Below are 20,872 nucleotides of genomic sequence, written 5' to 3' on the forward strand. Positions count from 1 at the left end.
GACAGCGAGGCAAGACAAGCATGTATATCGCAATGAACCGCTTCAAGGTGGCGCCCGGTTCGGAGGACGCGTTCGAAACGCTGTGGGCGACGCGCGACTCGCACCTGAAGGACGTGCCGGGTTTCGTCGAGTTCCACCTGCTGCGCGGCCCGCGCCGGAACGATCACGTGCTCTATTCGAGCCATACGATCTGGGCGGATCAGTCCGCTTTCGAAGCGTGGACCAAGTCAGACGCGTTCCGCGCCTCGCACCGCAACGCTGGCAACAGCAGCCCGAGCCGGCCGACCTACCTGGGTCACCCCGAATTCGAGGGATTCGAGGTCATCCAGACGGTGAAGTAGGGTTTCGTGCCGGCCACGCGCCCGCTTACCGGTGATCGATCGGGCTCGGCTGCACGCCGATCTTCAGCTTGTAGATCCACACCGGATAGGACACCGTCATCTGGCCTTGGTTGAAACCGGCGGTACGGTTCTGCTGCGATGCAGGCAACCACAGATAGCCGCTGGCGTCGATCCACATTGCGTCGGACCAGATCAGCCGGGGATCGGCGATCAGCGTGCTGGTCTCGCCAGCCGGCGACACCTTCAGAATGCGCCGGTGATCGGTGTCGCTCAGATAGATGTTGCCGGCCGCGTCGATCGCGGTGCCGCCCGTGGTCGGCGTGTCGGCCCACGGCTGCACGGCGGCAGCCAGCGCGTCCGGCGAGACCGTGGCATCGTCGAGCAGCCGGGTCGGTACTCGCACCAACGGTCCCGACGCGGGCTGGTAGTACAGCCAGGTGCCGTCCGGCGCCACCTCCAGTTGGTCGGCGTGCACACGCAGCGGCGTACCGCTCTCGTCCAGCACCACCTTGCCGTCGGCGCGCAGCGCGCGGGTATCGATCGTCGAAGGATGCCCGTCGAGCACGCGCCGGACCGCGCCAGTGTCGAGATCCAGTACCAGCAGTCCGGGTGCACCCGCGTCGGTCAGATACGCGCGACGGCCGTTGAAGCGCACATCGTCGATGTACGACTGCGGCCGGGTCGCGTCGGCCAGCGCATAAACGCGTGCCATCTTCCCGGTCGACACGTCGATCTGAAACAGGCGCGCCGCGCCAGGCACCACGGGCTTGCCGATGCCCGGCGCGCCGGCGTCGACCACCCACAGCGCGTCGTCCGGGCCGATCCGCGCCGCGTTGACATGCACGAAGCGGTGCGCGAGGTCGCGATCCGTGGCGATCGTGTTCCAACTGGCGGCCGGATACGGTACCGCGCGGCCGTCACCGTCGAGTTCGGCCAATTGCACGCCCGGTCCATCGGCCTGCGGATAGCTGACGAACGTTCGACCGTCATGGGTCGTGGTGACACCGTTCCACACGCGGTTGCCGTGATAGACCGGCACCAGGGTCGGGATTTCGCTGGCCGATGTGGCGCATCCTGCGATGCCGGCCGCGCCGGCGATCGCCACTGCTGTCCACGCCGCCGTGGCACGGACGCGCCGCACGGCAATCGTTCGTAGGCTTCTCATCGATACGTGCTCCTGCTGTGAAGCGGCTCGCCGCTTCGGTCGAATGTCCGCGGAGGTCGAGCACACACTGTTCCAGACGTGCATCCCGTTCTCCGACGGACGCGGTGCCGCGACTCTGTCGGCTCGCCGGCGCCGCGCGTGCCGCTGGCGGCAGCGCCTTCGAGGTCGCGTCGGCGCGCCGCCGACCATCCAGCGCCGCGCAGCCAATGCGTGCGCGGTGGCCGCGCGCCGTGGTGCGATGGACAGCACGAACGTGCTGTCCATCGCACTGCTTGCCGCTCTGGCTGGCGCTGGCCACCACTGCCTAGGCAGATCTTAGTGCTGCCGATTTCCCGTCAGCGCACGTATCGAATTCAAGAAAGTTTTCAAACGGCCGTTAGATCATTCGCGGGGCAGTCGCGCTCCGCGTTTGTCGAACTCGCGCTCCGCCGCAGCGAATCGTCAAACCAACGATCCGAAAGGCGAAAGCATGCGCATCCCAAATATATCGATCAAGGCCAGAATCGGCCTGACCATGGCATTTCTCGCCCTCCTGCTGCTCGTCACCGGCGGACTCGGCCTGGTCGGGATGAGCCATTCGAACGAAGCCTACCGAGAAACCTCGCACAATCGGCTGCCCAGCACCGCGCACATTGGCACCGCCGAAATTTTCGCGGCGCGAGCCCGCCTTGCGCTCGACCGCGCCGCGTTCATCGCCGGCACGCCGCAGGTGACCGACACCATCAAGCGCGCCCAGACGATGTATGACACGTCGGAATCGGAGTGGCAACGGTTCCTGGTGCTGCCGCGCGGCGCCGACGAAGACCAGCTCGCGCAGGCCGTACAGCGTGCACGCGTCGAATACAAGGCCGCGCTGGACAAGTTTGCCGAGGTCATCGCCGCCAATGACCATGATGCGATCACCGCCGGCGCGATCGGCTTGCAGTCCAGCTATGGCGCCATGTCGTCGGCCAGCGAAGCCCTGCGTAAATATCAGGCGGAACAAGCCGAGCGCGGCGTCGCGCGCGTCGAATCGACGTTCCGCACGTTCCGGCTGATCACCGGCCTCGCGCTGGCGGCAGGCATGTGCGCGGCGCTGGGCGCCTTCGTGGTGCTGCGCCGCGCGATCGGCAGGCCGCTCGCCGAAGCGCTCGCGCATTTCGAGGCAATTGCGACGGGCGAACTGCGTCGTCCCGTGCACGTCCACGTGCATGACGAAATGGGCCAGGTGCTGACCGGCATCGCGCACATGAAGGAGCGCCTCGCGCATACCGTTCAGTCGGTGCGCAGCGGCAGCGAGGCCATTGCGACCGCGACGCGCCAGATCGCCGCGGGCAATCTCGACCTGTCGTCGCGCACGGAAGAACAGGCGTCGGCCTTGCAGCAAACCGCATCGAGCATGGAAGAACTCAGCGGCACGGTAAAACAAAATGCCGAGACCGTCCGGCATGCCAGCGAACTCAGCGCGAACGCGGCCGAGATCGCGGGGCGCGGCAGCGAAGTCGTGGGCCGAGTGGTCGGCACCATGGGCGAGATCAATCGCAGTTCGTCCGAGATCGCCGAGATCATCGTGCTGATCGAAGGCATCGCGTTCCAAACCAACATCCTGGCGCTCAACGCGGCCGTCGAAGCGGCGCGGGCGGGCGAGCAAGGGCGGGGTTTCGCGGTGGTGGCTGGCGAGGTGCGCACGCTCGCGCAGCGTTCGTCGGCTGCCGCGAAGGAGATCAAGACGCTGATCGAGGCCTCGGTGGCCCGCGCGGAGACCGGCAGCGAACTTGTCGACCAAGCCGGCCGCACGATGGAAGACATCAGTCTCGCGGTGCGCCAGGTGCGCGACCTGATGGGCGAGATCGCCGCCGCCACCGAGGAACAGACGCGCGGCATCGATCAGGTTGCGCACGCCGTCGCGCAAATGGATCAGGTCACGCAACAGAATGCAGCGCTGGTCGAAGAGGCGGCGGCGGCAGCGCAATCGCTCGAAAGCCAGGCGGATGGTCTGAACCGCACCGTCTCGGTGTTCCAGGTGGAGGGCGTCGCCGCGGCTGCGGTGCGGCCCGCAACCACACGATCCGCCAGCGCGGGCCCGGCCCGTCGGCCAGCGTCGGTGAGCCCGGCAGCGCCGGCCGGCGAGCTGGGCTGGGAAGCATTCTGAGCCGTTTTGCGCTCCGGCCCGGCGGGCTGACAACCGCCAAGCCGGACTGCCAAGCCACTCCGCCAGCGCGCTCGCGTGGCGAGCGGCCCGCTTCCGGTATCGCGTCGGCCATCAGGTCGGCCTTCGCGCCGGCCCTCCCGCCCGGCCCCGCCACGCTTGCCTGCCCGCCGACTTCCCGCTCGACTTCCCGCCGCGCCTGCGATCCGTCGCGGCGCTCGTGCCGGCGCTCCTATCGGCGCTCCTATCGGCGCTCGTGCCGGCGCTCGTGTCGGCGCTGACCATCGGGTTCGCAAGCCAGGCGGTAACAACACGCAGCCGGAAGCGCTGCGCGGGCACCGCGCTGTCGTCGACTCAACGTGCCGAGATATCCTCCAGCGCGACGTCGCGGGTGCGCGGACCCAGCACGCCGACGGTGAGCATCACGATCAACATCGCACCGGAGATGAACACGAAGACGCCGTCGACGCCGAAGTGCTTCAGGATGGCGGCGATCACGAACGCGGAGAACATCGCCGAGACGCGGCTGAACGAGTAGACGAAGCCCACCGCACGCACCCGCAGACCAGTGGGAAACAACTCGGTCTGGTAAGCGTGGTAGGTGTAGGAGATGGTGTTGCCGGCCAGCAGCAGGCACACCCCCAGGGTGGTGAGCAGCGTGGCATCGCGCGCCTGACTGAAGGCGAGGCCACACAACACGTTCAGGCCCGCCATCACGACGATCACCGTCTTGCGTTCGAGCCGGTCCGCGATCAGCATGCCGAGCAGCGGTCCGACCGGCGCCGCGATGGCGATGATCGCCGCATACATCAGGCTCGACGTGACCGTCACACCCTGCCGCACCAACAGTGTTGGAATCCAGTTTGCAAAGCCGTAGTAGCCCATGGTCTGGAACACGTGGAACACGATCAGCATCAATACGCGCTGCCGGTACGGTGCCACCCACAGCTCGCGCAGCCTGGTCCGGGGACTGACGCGTTCGGGCGCCGCGGGCGTCGGCAGCGGACGACCCGACTCGCGTTCGACGGCAGCCTCGATACGTTGCAACACAGCGTCGGCTTCGGCGATGCGACCCTGCTGCGCCAGCCAGCGCGGGCTCTCCGGGAGGTGCAGCCGGATCCACCAGACAAACAGCGCGCCGACCACGCCCAGCAGGACGACGCAGCGCCAGCCGGCAATACCGAAGTAGTCGTGCGGCACCAGCGACCACGAAAGAAACGCAACGGTCGGCACCGCGCAGAATCCGACTGCCTGCGAACAGGCGGAGGCGCGCCCGCGAAGGTGTTTCGGCACCAGTTCGCTGATGTAGGACGAAATCGTGACGGTCTCCACGCCGATCCCGATGCCGGCGAGAAAACGCCAGAGATTCAGGCTGAACGCGTCGGTCTGGAACGCCATCACGATATTTGCCGCGGTGTACCACAGCAGCGAATAGGTGAAGATCGCGCGTCGACCGAAACGGTCAGCCAGAAATCCGCATCCGGCAGTGCCGACGAACAGCCCGGCGAAAAGCGCCGCGATGAAGCTCGCAATGCCGGTGGTCCCGAAAAGACCGTGGGTGGTCGACGTCAGGATGCCGCTGCGTACCAGCCCCGGCGCGATGAAGCCCGAGAACATCAGATCGTACAGCTCGAAGTAAAGGCCGAGGCTGAGCAGACCGACGAAGCGCCAGATGGTTTTCGTGGCAGGCAGACGGTCGAGACGTGCCGAGATGGCTTCGGCGCTGGTCATCGCCGCGGTCGCGGCGCCCGCCTGCGACGGTCGCGCGTCATTCTTCGCCGAGGCGTCGCTCGCACGATTCGGATTGCTTAACGTGTCCGCAACGCGCTGCGTCGAACTGGCCGGTGCGCCAAGCGTCGCACTCAGTGTCCGGTTGGAAGGGCTCTGCATGTTTGTCTCCTTGGACCGGTCTGTCGCCGGTTCGCGTCGAGGGGGCCGACCGACGGGCGCCGGCCGGCGTGCCGCTAGGCAGTCTGTGCGTCGTCCCGGGAAATCACGTCCAGTGCCGCGATGGCTTCGGCGTCGTAACCGAGCTCGGCCAGCACGTCGGCCGTGTGCTCGCCGATTCGCGAGATGGGCCGGCGCGGGCCGAGGCGCTCGCCGCCCAACGCGATCGGCAACAATGGCATCGGAGTCTGGGCGCCGTCTTCCAGCGTCAGCGTGGCGAGGCCACCACTCTGCTGCAAGTGCGGGTCGTCGAACAACTGCTCCGGGCGCGTGATCGGCGCGAACGGAATCTGGTTGGCCTCGAAGGCCGCGGCCAGTTCTTCGCCGCGGCGTTCCGCCAGGGTCTCGGCAAGCGCCGGAATCAGCCATTCACGCGCGAGCACGCGATCGTTGTTGGTGGTCAGCCGCGGGTCGGCGAACAGATCGTCCCGCCCCAGTAGACGGCAGAGCGTGCGCCACTGCTCCTGCCCGGTGGCGGCGACGAACATCTGCTCGCCGCCGGCCAGCGCAAACACGTCGTAGATGCCCCAGGCGCTAATGCGCTCGGGCATCGGCGCCGCCGCCTTGCCGGTTACGGCGTATTGCTGCATGTGCTGCGCCGACAGCAGCACGCAGTTCTCGAACAGCGCGCTCTGGACTTCCTTGCCGACGCCGGTGCCACGGCGCTCGTACAGCGCGGCGAGCACGCCGATCGCGCCGAACATGCCGCCCATGATGTCGTTCACCGAGCTGCCGGCGCGCAGCGGCCGGCCCGCCGGCCCGGTCATATAAGCCAGGCCCGCCATCATCTGCACGACTTCGTCGAGCGCCAGACGGTTCTCGTACGGTCCGCTCAGGAAGCCCTTGTGGGACACGTAGATCAGGCCGGGGTGGCGCGCGTGCAGCGTCTCGTAATCGAAGCCGATGCCGGCCATGCGGCCCGGCTTGAAGTTCTCGACGAACACGTCGGCAGTGGCGACCAGCCGCGCGAGCGCTTCGCGCCCGCTGGTGCTCTCCAGGTCCAGCGCAATGCTCTTCTTGTTGCGGTTGAAGGTACGAAAGAATCCGGCGCCGGCGCCGAGCAGACGGCGCGTGCCGTCGCCCTTGGGCGGCTCGACCTTGATGACTTCGGCACCCAGGTCGGCAAGAATCATCCCGCACGTCGGCCCCATCACCATATGGGTGAGTTCGACCACGCGAATGCCGGCCAGCGGCAGGGACGGCGCGGCTTGCTGGGCTTCACTACGATTCATCAGACAGACTCCATTGCGGCAGCGGCGCCGCTGATGTTCGCCACGTCCGCGCATGCGGCGCGGTAATAGGACGGGACGCCCGCGCGCGCGATGCTTCCAAAGAGTGATTCGCCGGGCAGGGCGTCGGTGATGACGGAGCGTGCGTCGATCAATGCGCGCACATCGATACCGGTGGACAGGCCCATGCTTTCCAGCATGAAGACCAGATCCTCGGCCGCGACGTTGCCGCTCGCGCCAGGCGCGTGCGGGCAACCGCCGATGCCGCCGAGCGACGCGTCGAATTCACGGATGCCGTGGCGCAGCGCCACCAGCGTGTTGGCCAATGCCATGCCGCGGGTATCGTGAAAATGCACCGCATTGCATCGCTCGCCGACTGCGGCGCGCACCGCCTGCAAGGTCGCATCGACCAGTGCAGGCGTCGCAAGGCCGGTCGTATCGGCCAGCGCCACCGTATCCGCGCCCGCCTGGAGCGCGCGCGACGCGTACTCGACGACGTCGGCGATCGGCACCTCGCCCTGCAGCGTGCAGCCGAACGCCGTCGACAGGCCGCCGATGATCCGCGCGGGCTTGCCGCTGGCATCGCGCAGCGCGCAGATCTCGCGCAGCGTGTCGACCATCGCATCGCGACTCCGGCGCACGTTGGCCTGGCTGTGCGCCTCGCTGACCGAAAGCGGCGCGACGATGCGGTGGGCACCGGCGGCCAGCGCACGTTCCGCCCCTTTCGCGTTCGGGACCAGCACCGTCACCGTCAGGCCGGGCAGTTGCAGGGCGCGCTCGACGACTGCGTCGGCGTCGGCCATTTGCGGCAGCAGCCGCGGCGGTACATACGATGCCACCTCCATCGAGCGCACGCCCGCGCCGTAGACGGTGTCGAGCCATTGCAGCTTGGCGGCAGTCGACATGGTCCGCGCAATGCTCTGCAAGCCGTCGCGCAGGCCAACCTCGGTGACCAGGACGGCTTGCTCGGCGGTGCCGGATGGGGTTGCGGACATCGTTTTCTCCAGGGACGGGACGACCAGATGCTTCACACTGTGTAGGAATCCGGCAAGCACTGTACAGACGCGTTTCGAGATGGACTCCATCGCCGCACGAGATGGCGCCAAGTGATTGCTTCGATTGACATTTCCGGCGATTGACAGAGACCGGTAGGTGTCAATCCGGAGCACTGTCCCGAGTCGCGAGCAGATGCTCGAGCAGACGCGCGGCCGGCAACGACAAGGCGGCGCGCTCTCGCACGCACAGAATGAATTGGCGCCGCGCCCAATGGGCGTCGAGCAGCACGGTCTCCAGACCGTATACATGCCGCACGCGGGCCAGGGCTTCGAGCGGCAGGATCGCGATGCCGATGCCGGCTTCGATCATGCGGCAGGCCGCGTCGAAATTCGAGACATGGGCGCGGTAGCGCAGCACGCCGCCCCTCTCGCTTGCGATGCGGTCCATCAGCGCATTCACCGAGGCATTCGACGACAGTCCGATGTGATCGAAGCCGAGTGTCTCCTCGAAGGCCATCTTGCCGCGGCCCGCCAGCGGATGGTCGCGCCGCACCGCCACCACCAAATGATCGGCCCGATACCGGATGGTCTCCAGACGGCCGGTGCCGACGAAGTCGCGGCACACGCCGAGGTCGGCAACGCCCTCCTCCACCCCTCGGGCGACCTCGCCGCTGACGCGTTCCTCGAGATCGACGCGGACTTGCGGATGGAGATTCATGAAGGCCGCCACGGCTGCCGGCAGGAACTCGATCAACGAGGATACATTGGCGAGCACCTTGACGTGGCCGCGAATGCCCTGCGCATACTCGCCAAGTTCGGCGCTGAGCCGTTCGTAGCTGAGCATGATGGCGCGGGCTCTTTCGAGCAGCGCGCTGCCGGCCGGCGTCGGGGCCACGCCGCGCTGGCTGCGCACCAGCAACGGTGTACCAATCGCTGCCTCCACGTCGGCAATCCGTTTGCTGACCGCGGACGCGGTGATGGCCTCGCGGCTGGCGGCGCGGGCAATGGTGCCCTCCTCGCACACTGCGATGAAGAGCCGGAGCGTGGTCTGGTCGATCGGCGTCATGTTGGCGAGCAACATAGCATATCGCCGCGCCCCGAGGCATCGGCCCGCGCCGGTCGGCGGCGAGATCAGTTCGGCATACGCGCGTATGGGGCTCATGGGGCCTCATGGGGCCTCATGCGGGCCTCACGAAGGCCGCCGGGACGCCGCTGCAGCCAGTGAAGTCAGCGGCAGCGCAGGGGCGACCTCAATAGGTCGCCCGCAGGGTCAGCATCACGCTGCGCGGGGCGCCGTACTCGCTATAGATGGTGTATGGCGCACGCGCGAAATACTGCTTGTCGAACAGATTGTCGAATGACAGGTCGGCGCTCAGATAACGGTTGAACTGGTAGCCGAGCTTGGCCGAAAAGACCGTATAACCGCCCTGGACATAGCTGGTCGTGCGATAGGTACTGCTCTGGAAGTAGGCGCCGCCGCCCAACGTGAATCCTTCCAACGGACCCTGCGTGAAGCGGTAGGTAGACCAGATCTTGAAAAGGTGCTGCGGCGTCTCACCGTCGTACGCTTGCCCCTGCGTGCTTGGGCTGGACACGTTGCGGGTGTTGGCCAACGTGTAGCCGGCAATGACGTCGAGGTTCGGCAACGGGGTAAGGCCATCACATGTGAGCCGCGTCGAAAACGCTGATTCCCACCGGCTAGCCTGCCCACAATGGCATCGATCGAGACCGACTGATCTGCAAAGCAAGAGCTTTCGGTAAGCAGGCGATGAAAAACAGCGATCAGTGCAAGGTTTTCAACGGTGGTCTGGAAGCAATGGCGCGGACGCGGCCCTCACCAACGCCTGCGTGGCGCTCGACTTCCCGTGCCTGACGATCGTAACCGCGCCCATCGTCGGGCGGCGCACGACACCAGCCTCCACTCCCGTTCGCTGCCTTATTACCTGACCAGCACGAGCACCCCGGCATGTCGCCGCCGCTCGACCCATTCTCGAAACCCCGCTTCGCACATTGGTCCGACGCGTTCCTCGTGGTCAACGACTCAGAGCAGATTTGCCTGCCGACGAACCGCCCGGCGGACGCCGGGGCGGCGCTGCGCCAGTGAGCACGAGTGAGTATTTGACTTGCTCAAGCGCCGACGGCCTGCTCAAGCCGTGTTCCGGTTGCCTTAGTCAAAGTGCCGTGGGTCCTCGCGCTCGTCATGTCCGAGGACGCTCACGCATTGCAGCAGACTGAAGGACAGCGTCTGCCGAGACGCGGGCCCGGCCGCTCGGGTACACCTCATGCTTCCCGCACATCGCGCCAAACACTGAGTACGGGGACCAGGCCATGATTAAGGATGACGAACTTTTCTCCATTCGTTGCTTTCACCGCGACGGGCATATCCCTGCCCGTTATCAGGTCCTGGTGGACGATCCCTCGCTCCAGGCACTCGCGCTGATCGACTCGAACGAGCAGACGGTGTTGGGCTTCTCGGGCCGCCGCAAGCGACCCGATTTCCATTTACGCTTTCCAACACGCCCGCACGCCGACAGTTTCGTGGCGCACTGGCTCAACGGTCTGCGTGAGCGAGCCGAAGCGTCCAAGACGCGCCGGCAACACTGCATGCAGGCGCGCAACCCGCTGGCGGTCGGCGACGTGCTCTGCGAGGCCTCCGGCATCCCCACTGAACGCGTCGCCTATTATGAGGTGACGCAATGCATCGGCGCCTGCACGGTGGAGATCCGCGAATTGTGCCGCGTCGAGGAACGCGACTGTTGCGATACGTCGGGTAGCTGTGCGCCGGTGCCAGGGTGTTACGTCGGCCCCCCGATGCGACGGCGCGTGAGCGAAGACGGTCGGGTGCGTATCGGACGAAGCGGCCCGTGGGCGGAGCGCAAGGCGGTGCATCGGGTCGCCGGGATGCAAGTGTATTCGTCCGATACCTGGGAACGTGGCCCTGGTTCCCGAGGATAGCCGTGAACGGTCGGCTAGCGACTGCGTGGAACACCGGACGGTCGTTGCAACACCCAACTTCGCACGGCTGTGGCGGGACCGGGCGCGTCACGGACAGGCTATACAAAGGGTTGGCCCTGAAGCCGAGCGCGCGGCGATTCCGCTGTTGGCGGGATAAACGAAGCAGCTGGTAAGCGGCAGAGCGGCCAAGAACGGCAAGCAGTGCCGTTGTATCGGGTTGCCTATGCGATCGACTGGCTTCGGGTCGACTGCAGGCGGACCACAGGCCGACGACACTTGCGTCCCGTTTTCAGTCGTTCACGGCGGTCGACTGCCCCGATGGTAGGGCACGCGCCGATCTGCGACCGACCTTGTGCCGAGACGCCCGTCCTGCCCTAACGGTTCCTATCTCACCCGACATGGACGCTACGTCCGTAGCTGATTCAGGCTTGTTACTTACCTTACTTTGGAATCCGACATATCGAGGATGTCATTGTCGATTTTCAGCAAACTCTCACGGGAAGCACATCGCCGAGGCTGCCGGGTGCAGGGTCAATGCGAAACTGATCGAAATAGATGGCGAAGGAACCGTATCGGAGTCGGACTGGAAAGATTGGCGCAGGCCATCGCGATTGTGTTTGGTACGCGAACCTATATGGCTGGCGCGCCGTGGCAGTTCAAACGGTTTGGCGACGCCACCTCTAAGCAGTGGTCCACACGCAACTGGCAGGATAAGGTATTTGGCGGCTTTACCAACAGCGCGAGCCTTAACGGCGACAAGCAGCTGACACGGATCTACCTGCAGACCCTGGCTTCGCAGCGCGGCGGCATTTGGGTCAGCCCGGGGGCGTGCTTGCGTCGAACTCCAAGGCATCAACACGTGAGGACATTAATAATCTCGGGGGCTCGGTGGGTGGTCTGGTGCGGTCACTGTCTGATGCAACTGTCGACGAAATTTCGTCAGGAGACGTTGGGACGGTCCGCCTGTATGTGGCGCGGATCGACGACGTCGCCCGGCGTCTGCGTCGCTGAACGAGTCGGTGCGTGCGCGACGACGCGGCGTGTCACGACGCCGCAAGTTGCGTCAGGCTGAATTGGCGTCCGTCCGGCGCCGCTCCGCGCGTTCGCCGCGAGACGTCCGCCGGGATGAGTAAACAGACTGCTTCCGATTGACCGCTCCAAGCCGTCACGACTTCCGTCGGGAGCCCAGGGTTAGCGCGCCATCCATGTTGCCGCATCGCAACGATCAAGCGGAAGGCAAGGCGCCGGCCGGGGACGGCGCCTGCCCTGCAGCGTGGGGACGCGTCGAGCTTCGCTGGAGGCGGAGCGTTTGATTACGTCCAGCGCCACGGTCAGGTCGTCGCACGGACGCGCATCAGGCTTGTTGCGGCAAGGGGTGCTCGCAGCCGGACGGCCGGCTGCTTCCAACGCAGGCATCCGCCACGGCTTGGAGAGCCGGTCAGCCCATGCACAGCGATCACCGCCATACCCGCTCGCCTGCGAGATTTCAGCGGCTGCTCATGCACGGTATCGTGAGCGTACTGGGGCCGGAGGGCGGCTTGAGGCGCCGGCTACGTTCTCAGTCGATAGTAGCGAGGCGAAGCTGCCGCTCGTGCGCTTGCGGGTCTGCCTTCGCCGCTTGAGTCAGGCCCGGGCGCGGCGGCGGTTCTGCGCCAGGAGAAACGAGGCGGTGGCGTCCAATGACTCAAAGGGGCTGCATCTTCGTCTGGCAAAGCAAGGCGCGTCATTCGTTGGTGCTATCCGGGCTGCTGCGATACGTTGAACGTTTTTAAATCCCGTTCCAGACGGTAGGACCCGTAAGGCTTGCTCACCACGGGTCTGGTCGATGTCGCTGGCGCTGGGTTAGCGAACTGCTGATGGCCTATGCTGGGAGCGCGACACGGGCAGGATGGCCGGAGGGCCTCACGAGGCCGACAGGACGCCCCGGTCGCCTTCCAACATCACCTCTTCTCCGCTCAGGCGGTCGCTGGCGCATGGAGGTCGGCACGCTGAGCGCGTGCGGAACGCCCGTGCGCTTTGTTTGCGCCGGAGTTTTGACCGAGCCGTGGCTCGCGCGTCTGACAGGATCCGACGTGGATAGCAATGGTTCCGTCCGGGCCAATCGCGTGGCGCGGCGCGGTAGCCAACACGGCTTCGCTGCACTGCGGCGTCAAGCTGCTTCAAGCAGCGTCAAGCGGTCTCGCGCGACAGACTCGAAAGCTATGGCGGCGGCAATGTGTCGTGTTTTGTCCGGATGCGACGTGGCTCGCAGGTGACGCGTGAAAGTGAGGCTTGAGCTGGTTCAACGATACTCACCGGCGGCGCATTGTTCACGCAGTTATTAAGGGGTGACGGTGGAGCAACCGGCGAGGCAGGGCCGTGAGGTGTTGTCGCTCTTGGACAAAGATAAAAATACCCGGACGGAAAGAGGGGCAGAGCGCGTGGCGCGCCGAACTGTCATGGCTGGATCAAGTCAGATGACCACCGGTACGTTAGCGCTTTCTATCGCGGTCTGTCTTCACGGTGTGAAAGAAACGGGCTTGGGCGGTCTCGGATCATGGGGAAATGGCGGCCAAGCGGCTAGCGCTCCAGGGCGTCATAGAACCGTAGAGCTGGGCTGCGCGTCGTCCGGTTTGTACGGGCGGATAGCCTATGTCCGTCGGTATAAGGCGCCAGGGGGCGGAAAACGCATTGGACGGTTGAGTTGCGCCGCGTCGCCTGAGGCTGTGCTTTTCGGTGCACATATGCGGGAATCTTCGAGGGACGGTTCGTCAGGTCTGAACGAGGTACCAGGGGTGATTTATATCAAAAGCCTTTCTAGAGAAACCTAAAGACCTTCTAAAAACCTTCTAGCGGCGCCGATCGAGACCCGAAAGTCCCGAAGAACCAGCAGGTTAAGAAAATCGTCGGTGATCATTTGACGGAGTCCGGTGACTATTTGACGGAATCCGGTGATCATTTGACGAGAGTTGGTGCGCAATTGACTTCGGTGGTGACCATTTGACTGCCGCGGGTGTGGACAAGTCAAATAGTCACCAGCCGTAGACCCGTTTGCCTGGGTTGACAGTGTTTTAGAGTGCTTCGGTTGCCAAGCCGGCTCGCAAAACCGGCTCAAAGCGTCCTGGGTACTGGGTTTTCTGCAACTCGACAGGTCGATTCGTGGCGGGAACACGCCAAGGTAGTCAAATGGTCACCGAGTAGTCCAGGCGAGGTGACCATTTGACTTGCTACCAGAGCCCTCGGCGGCGGGTAGAGGCCCTTTCTTAAGTCAAATAATCACCGGCGACTTCGGCGATGGTGATCATTTGACTACGCGTGACCTTCACTTTGTCCGTGTCGTCGATTTCCCAGTTGCCCAGGAAGCCCACGTCGACAAGGCGTGACAGGGCGGCCTTGAGTGCACGCCGAAAGAACTTGATCTCGGCCATCCGCGAGCCGCAGAGCTTGTGAATAGTCTCGACCTTCATCGGATACGGTTGCTGATTGGTCGAATAGAAGGCGTGGAGCCATTTCTCCAGCGGGGACAGCTGTGCCCGCGTGTGCCAATCGATACGGGTGTAGTCGCCAGGCCGGAGTTGCGAGGCGACTTCCGTGTTGATCTGTACCTTCCAGAACGTGACTTCGTCGAAACTGCCTTCTTGAGCCCCGGCGTATTTCAATAGCAACGGACCACCGTATACGACGGCGAGACTCTGCTTGGTCCGCGCGCGGGTTACTTCGAGCGCGCAGGCAGTCAAACGCCGGATCGTTTCACGCAGTTCGACGAGACTTCGGCTGTTTTGCGTCCAGCCGAGCAGCTTGACTAGCGCCCGAGCGTCGAACTCGACCCACTCCTGCCGATCATCGACGGTGGCGCCGCGAGACAGATGCAGGATCTGCAGATACACGTCATAGTCACGTTGGCGAAGTTCTTCGCCTGTGTACGTGATCTTGATATGCTCCAGCGCGTAGATTGGTTTGGCCTTGAAATCTTCGCGGGCATCGCGTTGGCCGCACGTGAACAGCGCGGAACGGACGAGGTCGTGCAATACCGGACGATGCCCGTCGGACCAGAGCGGAATCTGAAGCCGACGCACGGAGCGTGCCGGCTCAAGCATAGCAGCCTGCCGCTCCTCGGCGGCCTTCTGCAGACGCGTGGCAATGTCGAGCGGCGTCTCACGTAATGCAACGCGCGCAGCGTCATCGCCGTCCACCGACTTGTCGTCGCCGAAAAGCGCGGTCGGAATCAACCTGGAAGGCTTTCTAGGTGTCATAAGGCTTGGACTGGCATCGGTGATCGAGTATTCTATGGCCGATCACTTTTTGATCAAAAGACACGATTTTCTGATCGGACAAACAAATGTTAGATCCACTGCGTGCAGGATACACGATTCAGGACATCGAGGAACAGGCAGATAGGGTCGCCGATGTCGTAGAGCGGGTAAGAAACAGCATCTTCTCACCCGACTATGTGAAGACGCCGCCGACTTTTTCGGTGACGCAGCTCTGCGCACTCTGCCGAATTGACCGCAGTGCATTGATGCGTCGGATCAGCAAGGGCGATCTGCCCGCAGGAAAGGAGGTCAATCGCGCAAAGCGCGATTTCTCGCTGGCCGAAGCGCGCAAATGGGCGCGAGCCTACGGCCGATCGCACGTTAGAAGCGGCAGGGACCGGGCAGTGGTCGTTACCACGGGTAACAGCAAGGGCGGGGTCAGTAAAACCACGACTACGATGTGCATGGCCCAGGGTCTGTCGTTGCGCGGCTATCGCGTCCTGTGCATCGACCTGGACCCGCAGGGGTCGTTGACGAGCCTGTGCGGCTATCTTCCGGACACCCAGGTCGACGAGTCAGATACCATTTTGCCGCTCTGCGCCGGAGACGAGACGTCTCTGCGCTATGCGATTAAGCCGACGTACTGGGACGGGCTCGATGTGGTGGCTTGCAGCCCGGTCGCATTCGCTGCCGAATTTCACATCCCCAGTCGTCAATCAAAGCGGGAACCAGGTTTCCGCTTCTACGACGTGCTCAATCGAGGCTTGGAAGATGTTCGTGCGGACTATGACGTGGTACTGGTTGATACGTCTCCGACGCTGTCTTACCTGTCGCTGAACGCCTTCTTCGCAGCCGATGGACTGATCATGCCGATTCCGCCGCGCGGCATGGACTTCGCAAGCTCCAGCCAGTTTTGGACGCTGTTTTCTGGTCTGGCGTCTTCCATCGCTGAACAGACCGGAGGCGAGAAAACGTGGGCGTTCATCAACGTGCTGCTCTGCATGACGGAGGGCCAGGGCAACGTGAACGAGAGCGTGGTTCGCGAGTGGGTGAAAGTCGCCTACGGTGATAAGTTGATGACCGGAGAAATTCCGAAAACGGTTGTTTCAAGTTCTTCGGGGACGAAGTTCTCCACCGTGTACGACATCACCAAGTACACGGGAAGTGCGAAGACGTATCAAACCGCGCGCGTCGCCTACGATGCGGCGGTTGATCAGGTGGAAGCACAGATTCGCCGCATTTGGGCTAAGGACTAAGGGGATAGCAATGAGCAACAAGAAAGAGGAGGCTGCACGTCTCGCCGCTGCGGCACTCGATCCGGCACTTGCGCCCCGATTGAGTAGGCGGCCGCCCCGACTGGCGATGAGCGCAGTCACGGATTTCACGGGCGAGTTGGAGCGGGTTGAGAAAGACCTCGACGAGACGAAGAAGAAGCTTGCGCTGTACGACGGCGCACTGCCAGTTCGTACGCTGCGTCCCGAACAGATTCGCCCTTCTCGTTTTGCCAATCGGATCAGCCTTTCGTTCGAGGGGCCGGCGTTCCACGCGTTGAAGGAAGATATTCGTACCGCGGGCATCAATGTTCAGCCTATCAAGGTTAGGCCGGTCGGACAGGACGAGTACGAGGTGGTGTTCGGGCACCGGCGACATCGGGCCTGTCTTGAACTGGGCCTTGGGGTGTCAGCTGTCATCCAGGAAGACATGTCGGACAAAGAGTTGTTCGAGGAGATGAGTCGGGAGAACGACCGCCGCGAAGACTTGTCTGCTTACGAGCTCGCCCTTCACTATCGACGCGCCATTGATCTGAAGCTATACAAGAACTGGTCCGAACTGGCTGCAGTGCTGGGGAAAACAAAGGGGCTGGTCAGTCGTTATAGCGCGTTGGCGGACTTGCCGCGCCAAGTGGTGGAGGCATTCTCCAACCCGAACGAGATCCAACCGAAATGGGCCGAGAAGCTCAGGCAGGTACTTGAAGCAGATGCGCCTGCGGTATTGCAGGCCGCCAAGCAGGTTCGAGGTAAGGCCCTCCCGGCCAAGGAAGTGTTCCAAGCGCTGTTGAACGAGCAGACGAAACAGTTCACCCGGGTGAACTTTCACTTCGGTCACTTGCAGGAGGACGAGCGGGCGATAACCGTCACTTTGCAGAAGCGGCGGCTGACACCAGAGCAGATGGACGGCTTGCGAGCATTTCTCGAAAGCCTCTAGAGGCATCGCGTTACATAGACAGCAAGGAGGCGTAGCCTCCTTTTTCTTTTTCCGGTTGGATTCCGTCACTCGTGGCGCGGTTTCGTGCCGCGACTTCTGCCAGCGACCGAGGCTTTCTGGCAATCGGCGCCGCGATCCGAATGTCGCACTGCGCGCCTGCGCGATCGTTATCGGCCATGTCTTCTCCCGCTCTGGTTCACCCGGGTGAACGCGGCGGCAGATAGATTGTCGAGTGGAGACCGAGTCGCCGAAAAGTGTCGCAAGCCCAAACGTGCCGTTCGACCAACGCATGGCGCGCGACAGTGCTACAAACGCAAACGGACGGGCCAGCATTTCAGTGGAACGCTCGGCGGCCAGCAAGCCAGAAAGCCAGAAAGCCAGAAAGCCAGAAAGCCAGAAAGCCAGAAAGCCAGAAAGCCAGAAAGCCAGAAAGCCAGAAAGCCAGAAAGCCAGAAAGCCAGCAGGCCAGCAGGCCAGCAGGCCAGCAGGCGAGGAGGCCAAGAGGCCAAGAGGCCAAGAGGCCAAGAGGCCAAGAGGCCAGGAGGCCAGGAGGCCAAGAGGCGGTCAACTGGCCGAGCTTTGTTCGGTCCCACTCACGCTGAAGGTCGGCGAACTGCCTCACCATTGCAACGGTTCGCTCTCCAGGACGGTTGATCGGTTCTGGACTGCGGTGCTCCAATAGTTCACCCGGGTGAACAGTCGTCCTCCTAGTTCGGCGTCACTGCGCGCCCATATACCTGAGTCGCTGGCACTCAGCGCCGGACATCTTGCTCCGCCGCACGACGTTCCAGCGTAATTGGCCGGTACGGCCGGGGCAATCAGCGCCTCGTACACGCCGCGTTTATATGTGCTACGCCCCGGCGACATCACGGACCTTATGGACCCCGCTATTTCCCAAACGCGCTTACCGACTAGGTATCGGGTATAAGTCGTCGGCCTGCACCGGTTGGTAGTCAGCTCGGCTGGTCCGTCGTCGTTGCCCAGAAAGCCTAGGAGCTCGCCGCTATCGGCGCGGCGCGTCGCCCGTGGGACCGACCGTGCTTCATGCGTGCGACCAGCGATTTCAAGGGCCGAGGCCGGCCTCATCAACTGGTCAGCTGGGCCTGCTCAGCCAGCTCCCGATTAGCACGTTGCGCTCAGTGCGCTAGGTCCAATGAGGCTAGTCTGCGGATGCAATAGTTCTTATGCGGCCCAACCGCGCGTGCCAATGCCGATATCGATCGCCGGCAGCGCTGGGCGTCTGTCGCGATTCGGAACAAGACATTGGAGACGCCGCCTGCCTTGTTCACCCGGGTGAACGCAAGGACACCATTTAAGAAAACACGGCGTTCGGTCGCTTGGCTCCATCGTGAGCATCTGTGGAGGCCGTTGTGTAAAGCCGCGGCAATCCAATAGATTCGTATGTAGCGAGCGTCTTGGACCGACGTCAAGTTTCAAGACCGTATTCACAACCCATGGCAGCATGGCTCGGCGGCCAGACTCATGGAACATGCACCGAAGCATTAAACGGCGAAGTCGCTAGATTCACGTGTCGAAACCAGCGAGAAGGATATGCGTTGGCGCTGCGATCGTGGCGTCCGGTCAGTAAGGCGATGTTCTTCTATCCACCAAATATCACAACTGATCGATAGCTGCCCGTTAGCGCGGTCGACCGGTCGCGCCGCCGGATGATCGTTCTATCAGCATCCGAGCCGTTATGGCGTCGTGGTGCATGTGAGGGACAGCCGCGAGAGGCAAGCACCAAACTGGTAACCGCGCGCATCCAATGTCAGCGTATGCGGTAATGCCGACCGCGGCGAAATTGCCATGGGTGGCCCTCCTCTTTGTCATCGACAGCAGAACGAAGGGCAGACCGATTGCACTTTGCATAGCGAAACTGGCTGAGCTGCATGAAGCGTCCACGCCCAAGGACAGGCCCAAGGACAGGCCCAAGGACAGGCCCAAGGACAGGCCCGTTGCGCCCGCCGGTAGTGCCAGCTCGTCTCCACCTACCCGTAGCACGTCTATCCCCGTTAGCGTTCGGCCTTCGGGCGTGATGACTTACGGCGGAATGCGGGCTTGGCGAGACCTCGTCGAATGATCCGTCGCGGTCGGCTTGAACTCGGTCAAGAGACGAGATAATGGGGCGATTTCGCACCTGCGGCGCAAGACCGGTGCGCAGTAGATAGTGGTGCAGGGCGCCTCACAGTACTGCGAGCGCCGGCGCCGTTTCTCACGCACTCTCAGGCAAATATGAGGAGCGACCTGCCTGAAAAGCCAAGGTGACTGATAGAGCTTCCAAATTGCTTCGTTCCGGTCTACACTGAGAAGCAGCGAAAGACGCATAAACGGTTGTTTTTGTTAGATAAATCTCCCATCGATAGATAGTTAATCGCAATTACCCCACTTCAATAAAAGGTGGGTTATAAAAATTATCAGACTTATTCGGTGGTTTGAGTGTTCATGTCGTGTTTCGACGCCTTCTGCCGCGACAAATCGCAATGCCGTTTGCCGATCCAGCGTCCGGAGAAGCGTAATGGCACTCAATGAAGGCCTATAGGTTCATAAGTCGCCCATGGCAGGGCTATCAGCAATGATGTTCGACAATTTTCAGAGCCGGCAATTGGTGGTCAATGGCGTCCGGCTGCATGTCCGCGTCGGCGGCGAAGGGCCGCCGCTTGTTTTGCTGCATGGGCACCCTCAGACGCATGCGATGTGGCACCTTGTTGCGCCGACGCTGGCGCAAAGGTTCACAGTGGTGTTGCCTGATCTACGGGGCTACGGAGATTCGGATCGGCCTTCGCCGGGGGCTGACAGCGGCGCTCACACGAAGCGTGCGATGGCGGCGGATGTCGTGGGAGTAATGAAGCGGCTCGGCTTCGATCGCTTTGCGGTAGGTGCCCATGATCGCGGCGCCCGCGTTGCTCATCGCTTGGCGTTGGACCATCCCGCTCATGTCCAGCGGATGCTACTGTTGGACATCGCGCCGACGCTCGACATGTATGAGCAGACCACCGAGGCATTTGCGCGCGCGTACTGGCACTGGTTCTTTCTGATTCAGCCTGCACCGTTGCCGGAGCGACTGATCGAAGCGGATCCGATCGCCTATCTCCGGGATGTGATGGGTCGACGTCACGCAGGGTTGGCAGTCTTCTCGAACAAAGCCATGTGTGAGTACGAACGCTGCATTGCGATTCCCGGTACGGCTTCGGCGATCTGCAGCGACTACCGGGCCTCTGCGGGCATCGACTTGCTGCACGACCGCGCAGACCGCGATGCCGGCAGACGTATCGTCGCACCATTACGCGTCTTGTGGGGCGACCACGGCGTCGTGGGTCGATGTTTCGACGTTCTCTCGTTGTGGCGCAGCGCTGCCTCCGGCGACGTGTCGGGCGACGCTGTCCAGTGCGGACACTATCTTGCGGAAGAGGCGCCCGAGCGGATCGCGGAAGAAATGGCGCGATTCTTCGCGTCGTGATACTCCAGTTCTACGCGATGCGTCGGTCGACAACGCGTCCCAGCGACGGATGCCGACGCCGATGAATGTCGGCGGTGGGATGAAGCACATGGCCGAACGTGGCGGGAACACGCCCTTGCGGCGATCGCTTGCACCTCGCTTGCAATTGGATAGTCTCGGTTCTCGGTAAGCAAGGGCGTCTGAACCGGCGCGGCCGCAGGCGGCCGAGCCCGCTGCCC

Annotated in this window: 15 protein-coding genes; 7 read left to right on the forward strand and 8 right to left on the reverse strand. The window is 63.3% G+C overall.

Features of this window, described 5'->3' with window-relative positions; genetic code table 11:
* The first annotated feature begins 20 nt into the window (after positions 1 to 20).
* Positions 21 to 341: an antibiotic biosynthesis monooxygenase family protein gene (locus BLU54_RS11645; RefSeq protein ID WP_091908296.1), complete on the forward strand. Its 321-nt coding sequence runs from the start codon at positions 21 to 23 to the stop codon at positions 339 to 341.
* A gap of 25 nt (positions 342 to 366) precedes the next feature.
* Here the strand turns inward: BLU54_RS11645 and BLU54_RS11650 are convergent, their stop codons facing one another.
* Entirely contained in the window at positions 367 to 1,506 is a 1,140-nt protein-coding gene (locus tag BLU54_RS11650) for an SMP-30/gluconolactonase/LRE family protein (RefSeq protein WP_091908298.1), read from the reverse strand.
* Between the two features lie 469 nt (positions 1,507 to 1,975).
* Between BLU54_RS11650 and BLU54_RS11660 the strand changes: the two genes are divergently transcribed.
* Positions 1,976 to 3,637 (forward strand): methyl-accepting chemotaxis protein, encoded by a 1,662-nt coding sequence (locus tag BLU54_RS11660; protein ID WP_091908550.1) that lies wholly within the window; start codon positions 1,976 to 1,978, stop codon positions 3,635 to 3,637.
* 351 nt (positions 3,638 to 3,988) lie between these two features.
* Here BLU54_RS11660 and BLU54_RS11665 read toward each other — a convergent pair whose 3' ends face one another.
* The 5 genes from BLU54_RS11665 to BLU54_RS11685 form a co-directional block, all read right to left on the reverse strand.
* Complete coding sequence (locus BLU54_RS11665) at positions 3,989 to 5,524, reverse strand: MFS transporter (protein ID WP_235837911.1); 1,536 nt, start codon at positions 5,522 to 5,524, stop codon at positions 3,989 to 3,991.
* 74 nt (positions 5,525 to 5,598) lie between these two features.
* Positions 5,599 to 6,813: a CaiB/BaiF CoA transferase family protein gene (locus BLU54_RS11670; RefSeq protein ID WP_091908303.1), complete on the reverse strand. Its 1,215-nt coding sequence runs from the start codon at positions 6,811 to 6,813 to the stop codon at positions 5,599 to 5,601.
* Positions 6,813 to 7,805: a hydroxymethylglutaryl-CoA lyase gene (locus tag BLU54_RS11675; RefSeq protein ID WP_091908552.1), complete on the reverse strand. Its 993-nt coding sequence runs from the start codon at positions 7,803 to 7,805 to the stop codon at positions 6,813 to 6,815. Before BLU54_RS11675 ends, BLU54_RS11670 begins: the two co-directional genes overlap by 1 nt.
* A gap of 160 nt (positions 7,806 to 7,965) precedes the next feature.
* Positions 7,966 to 8,871, reverse strand: a complete 906-nt coding sequence (locus BLU54_RS11680) for a LysR substrate-binding domain-containing protein (RefSeq protein WP_091908553.1) — start codon at positions 8,869 to 8,871, stop codon at positions 7,966 to 7,968.
* A 184-nt stretch (positions 8,872 to 9,055) separates the two neighbouring features.
* Entirely contained in the window at positions 9,056 to 9,451 is a 396-nt protein-coding gene (locus BLU54_RS11685) for a TonB-dependent receptor domain-containing protein (RefSeq protein WP_170845125.1), read from the reverse strand.
* A 320-nt stretch (positions 9,452 to 9,771) separates the two neighbouring features.
* Between BLU54_RS11685 and BLU54_RS23720 the strand changes: the two genes are divergently transcribed.
* Positions 9,772 to 9,909, forward strand: coding sequence for a hypothetical protein (locus BLU54_RS23720; protein WP_170845126.1), 138 nt, complete (start codon positions 9,772 to 9,774; stop codon positions 9,907 to 9,909).
* A 224-nt stretch (positions 9,910 to 10,133) separates the two neighbouring features.
* Positions 10,134 to 10,760 (forward strand): hypothetical protein, encoded by a 627-nt coding sequence (locus tag BLU54_RS11690; protein ID WP_091908307.1) that lies wholly within the window; start codon positions 10,134 to 10,136, stop codon positions 10,758 to 10,760.
* A 3,242-nt stretch (positions 10,761 to 14,002) separates the two neighbouring features.
* Here BLU54_RS11690 and trfA read toward each other — a convergent pair.
* Positions 14,003 to 14,968 (reverse strand): plasmid replication initiator TrfA, encoded by a 966-nt coding sequence (trfA, locus tag BLU54_RS11695; protein ID WP_235837912.1) that lies wholly within the window; start codon positions 14,966 to 14,968, stop codon positions 14,003 to 14,005.
* A gap of 110 nt (positions 14,969 to 15,078) precedes the next feature.
* On the opposite strand from trfA, the gene BLU54_RS11700 reads away from it, so the two are divergent.
* The gene (locus tag BLU54_RS11700) at positions 15,079 to 16,248 is read left to right on the forward strand and encodes an AAA family ATPase (protein ID WP_091908311.1); all 1,170 of its coding nucleotides are present in this window, start codon (positions 15,079 to 15,081) and stop codon (positions 16,246 to 16,248) included.
* A gap of 10 nt (positions 16,249 to 16,258) precedes the next feature.
* Entirely contained in the window at positions 16,259 to 17,197 is a 939-nt protein-coding gene (locus tag BLU54_RS11705; protein WP_091908313.1) for a ParB/RepB/Spo0J family partition protein, read from the forward strand.
* A gap of 10 nt (positions 17,198 to 17,207) precedes the next feature.
* On the opposite strand, the gene BLU54_RS23725 is transcribed toward BLU54_RS11705, so the two are convergent.
* Positions 17,208 to 17,375, reverse strand: a complete 168-nt coding sequence (locus BLU54_RS23725) for a hypothetical protein (protein WP_170845127.1) — start codon at positions 17,373 to 17,375, stop codon at positions 17,208 to 17,210.
* A 2,397-nt stretch (positions 17,376 to 19,772) separates the two neighbouring features.
* Between BLU54_RS23725 and BLU54_RS11715 the strand changes: the two genes are divergently transcribed.
* Positions 19,773 to 20,654, forward strand: coding sequence for an alpha/beta fold hydrolase (locus tag BLU54_RS11715; protein ID WP_091908555.1), 882 nt, complete (start codon positions 19,773 to 19,775; stop codon positions 20,652 to 20,654).
* Positions 20,655 to 20,872 lie beyond the last annotated feature (218 nt).

It is taken from the genome of Chitinasiproducens palmae, assembly GCF_900095735.1.
Classification (GTDB): Bacteria; Pseudomonadota; Gammaproteobacteria; order Burkholderiales; family Burkholderiaceae; genus Chitinasiproducens; species Chitinasiproducens palmae.

Bases quoted from the DNA above. Each gene is read 5' to 3' on its own strand.
- BLU54_RS11645 (WP_091908296.1), top strand. From the start codon at position 21: ATGTATATCGCAATGAACCGCTTCAAGGTGGCGCCCGGTTCGGAGGAC.
- BLU54_RS11650 (WP_091908298.1), bottom strand. From the start codon at position 1,506: ATGAGAAGCCTACGAACGATTGCCGTGCGGCGCGTCCGTGCCACGGCG.
- BLU54_RS11660 (WP_091908550.1), top strand. From the start codon at position 1,976: ATGCGCATCCCAAATATATCGATCAAGGCCAGAATCGGCCTGACCATG.
- BLU54_RS11665 (WP_235837911.1), bottom strand. From the start codon at position 5,524: ATGCAGAGCCCTTCCAACCGGACACTGAGTGCGACGCTTGGCGCACCG.
- BLU54_RS11670 (WP_091908303.1), bottom strand. From the start codon at position 6,813: ATGAATCGTAGTGAAGCCCAGCAAGCCGCGCCGTCCCTGCCGCTGGCC.
- BLU54_RS11675 (WP_091908552.1), bottom strand. From the start codon at position 7,805: ATGTCCGCAACCCCATCCGGCACCGCCGAGCAAGCCGTCCTGGTCACC.
- BLU54_RS11680 (WP_091908553.1), bottom strand. From the start codon at position 8,871: ATGACGCCGATCGACCAGACCACGCTCCGGCTCTTCATCGCAGTGTGC.
- BLU54_RS23720 (WP_170845126.1), top strand. From the start codon at position 9,772: ATGTCGCCGCCGCTCGACCCATTCTCGAAACCCCGCTTCGCACATTGG.
- BLU54_RS11690 (WP_091908307.1), top strand. From the start codon at position 10,134: ATGATTAAGGATGACGAACTTTTCTCCATTCGTTGCTTTCACCGCGAC.
- BLU54_RS11700 (WP_091908311.1), top strand. From the start codon at position 15,079: ATGTTAGATCCACTGCGTGCAGGATACACGATTCAGGACATCGAGGAA.
- BLU54_RS11705 (WP_091908313.1), top strand. From the start codon at position 16,259: ATGAGCAACAAGAAAGAGGAGGCTGCACGTCTCGCCGCTGCGGCACTC.
- BLU54_RS23725 (WP_170845127.1), bottom strand. From the start codon at position 17,375: ATGGCCGATAACGATCGCGCAGGCGCGCAGTGCGACATTCGGATCGCG.
- BLU54_RS11715 (WP_091908555.1), top strand. From the start codon at position 19,773: ATGTTCGACAATTTTCAGAGCCGGCAATTGGTGGTCAATGGCGTCCGG.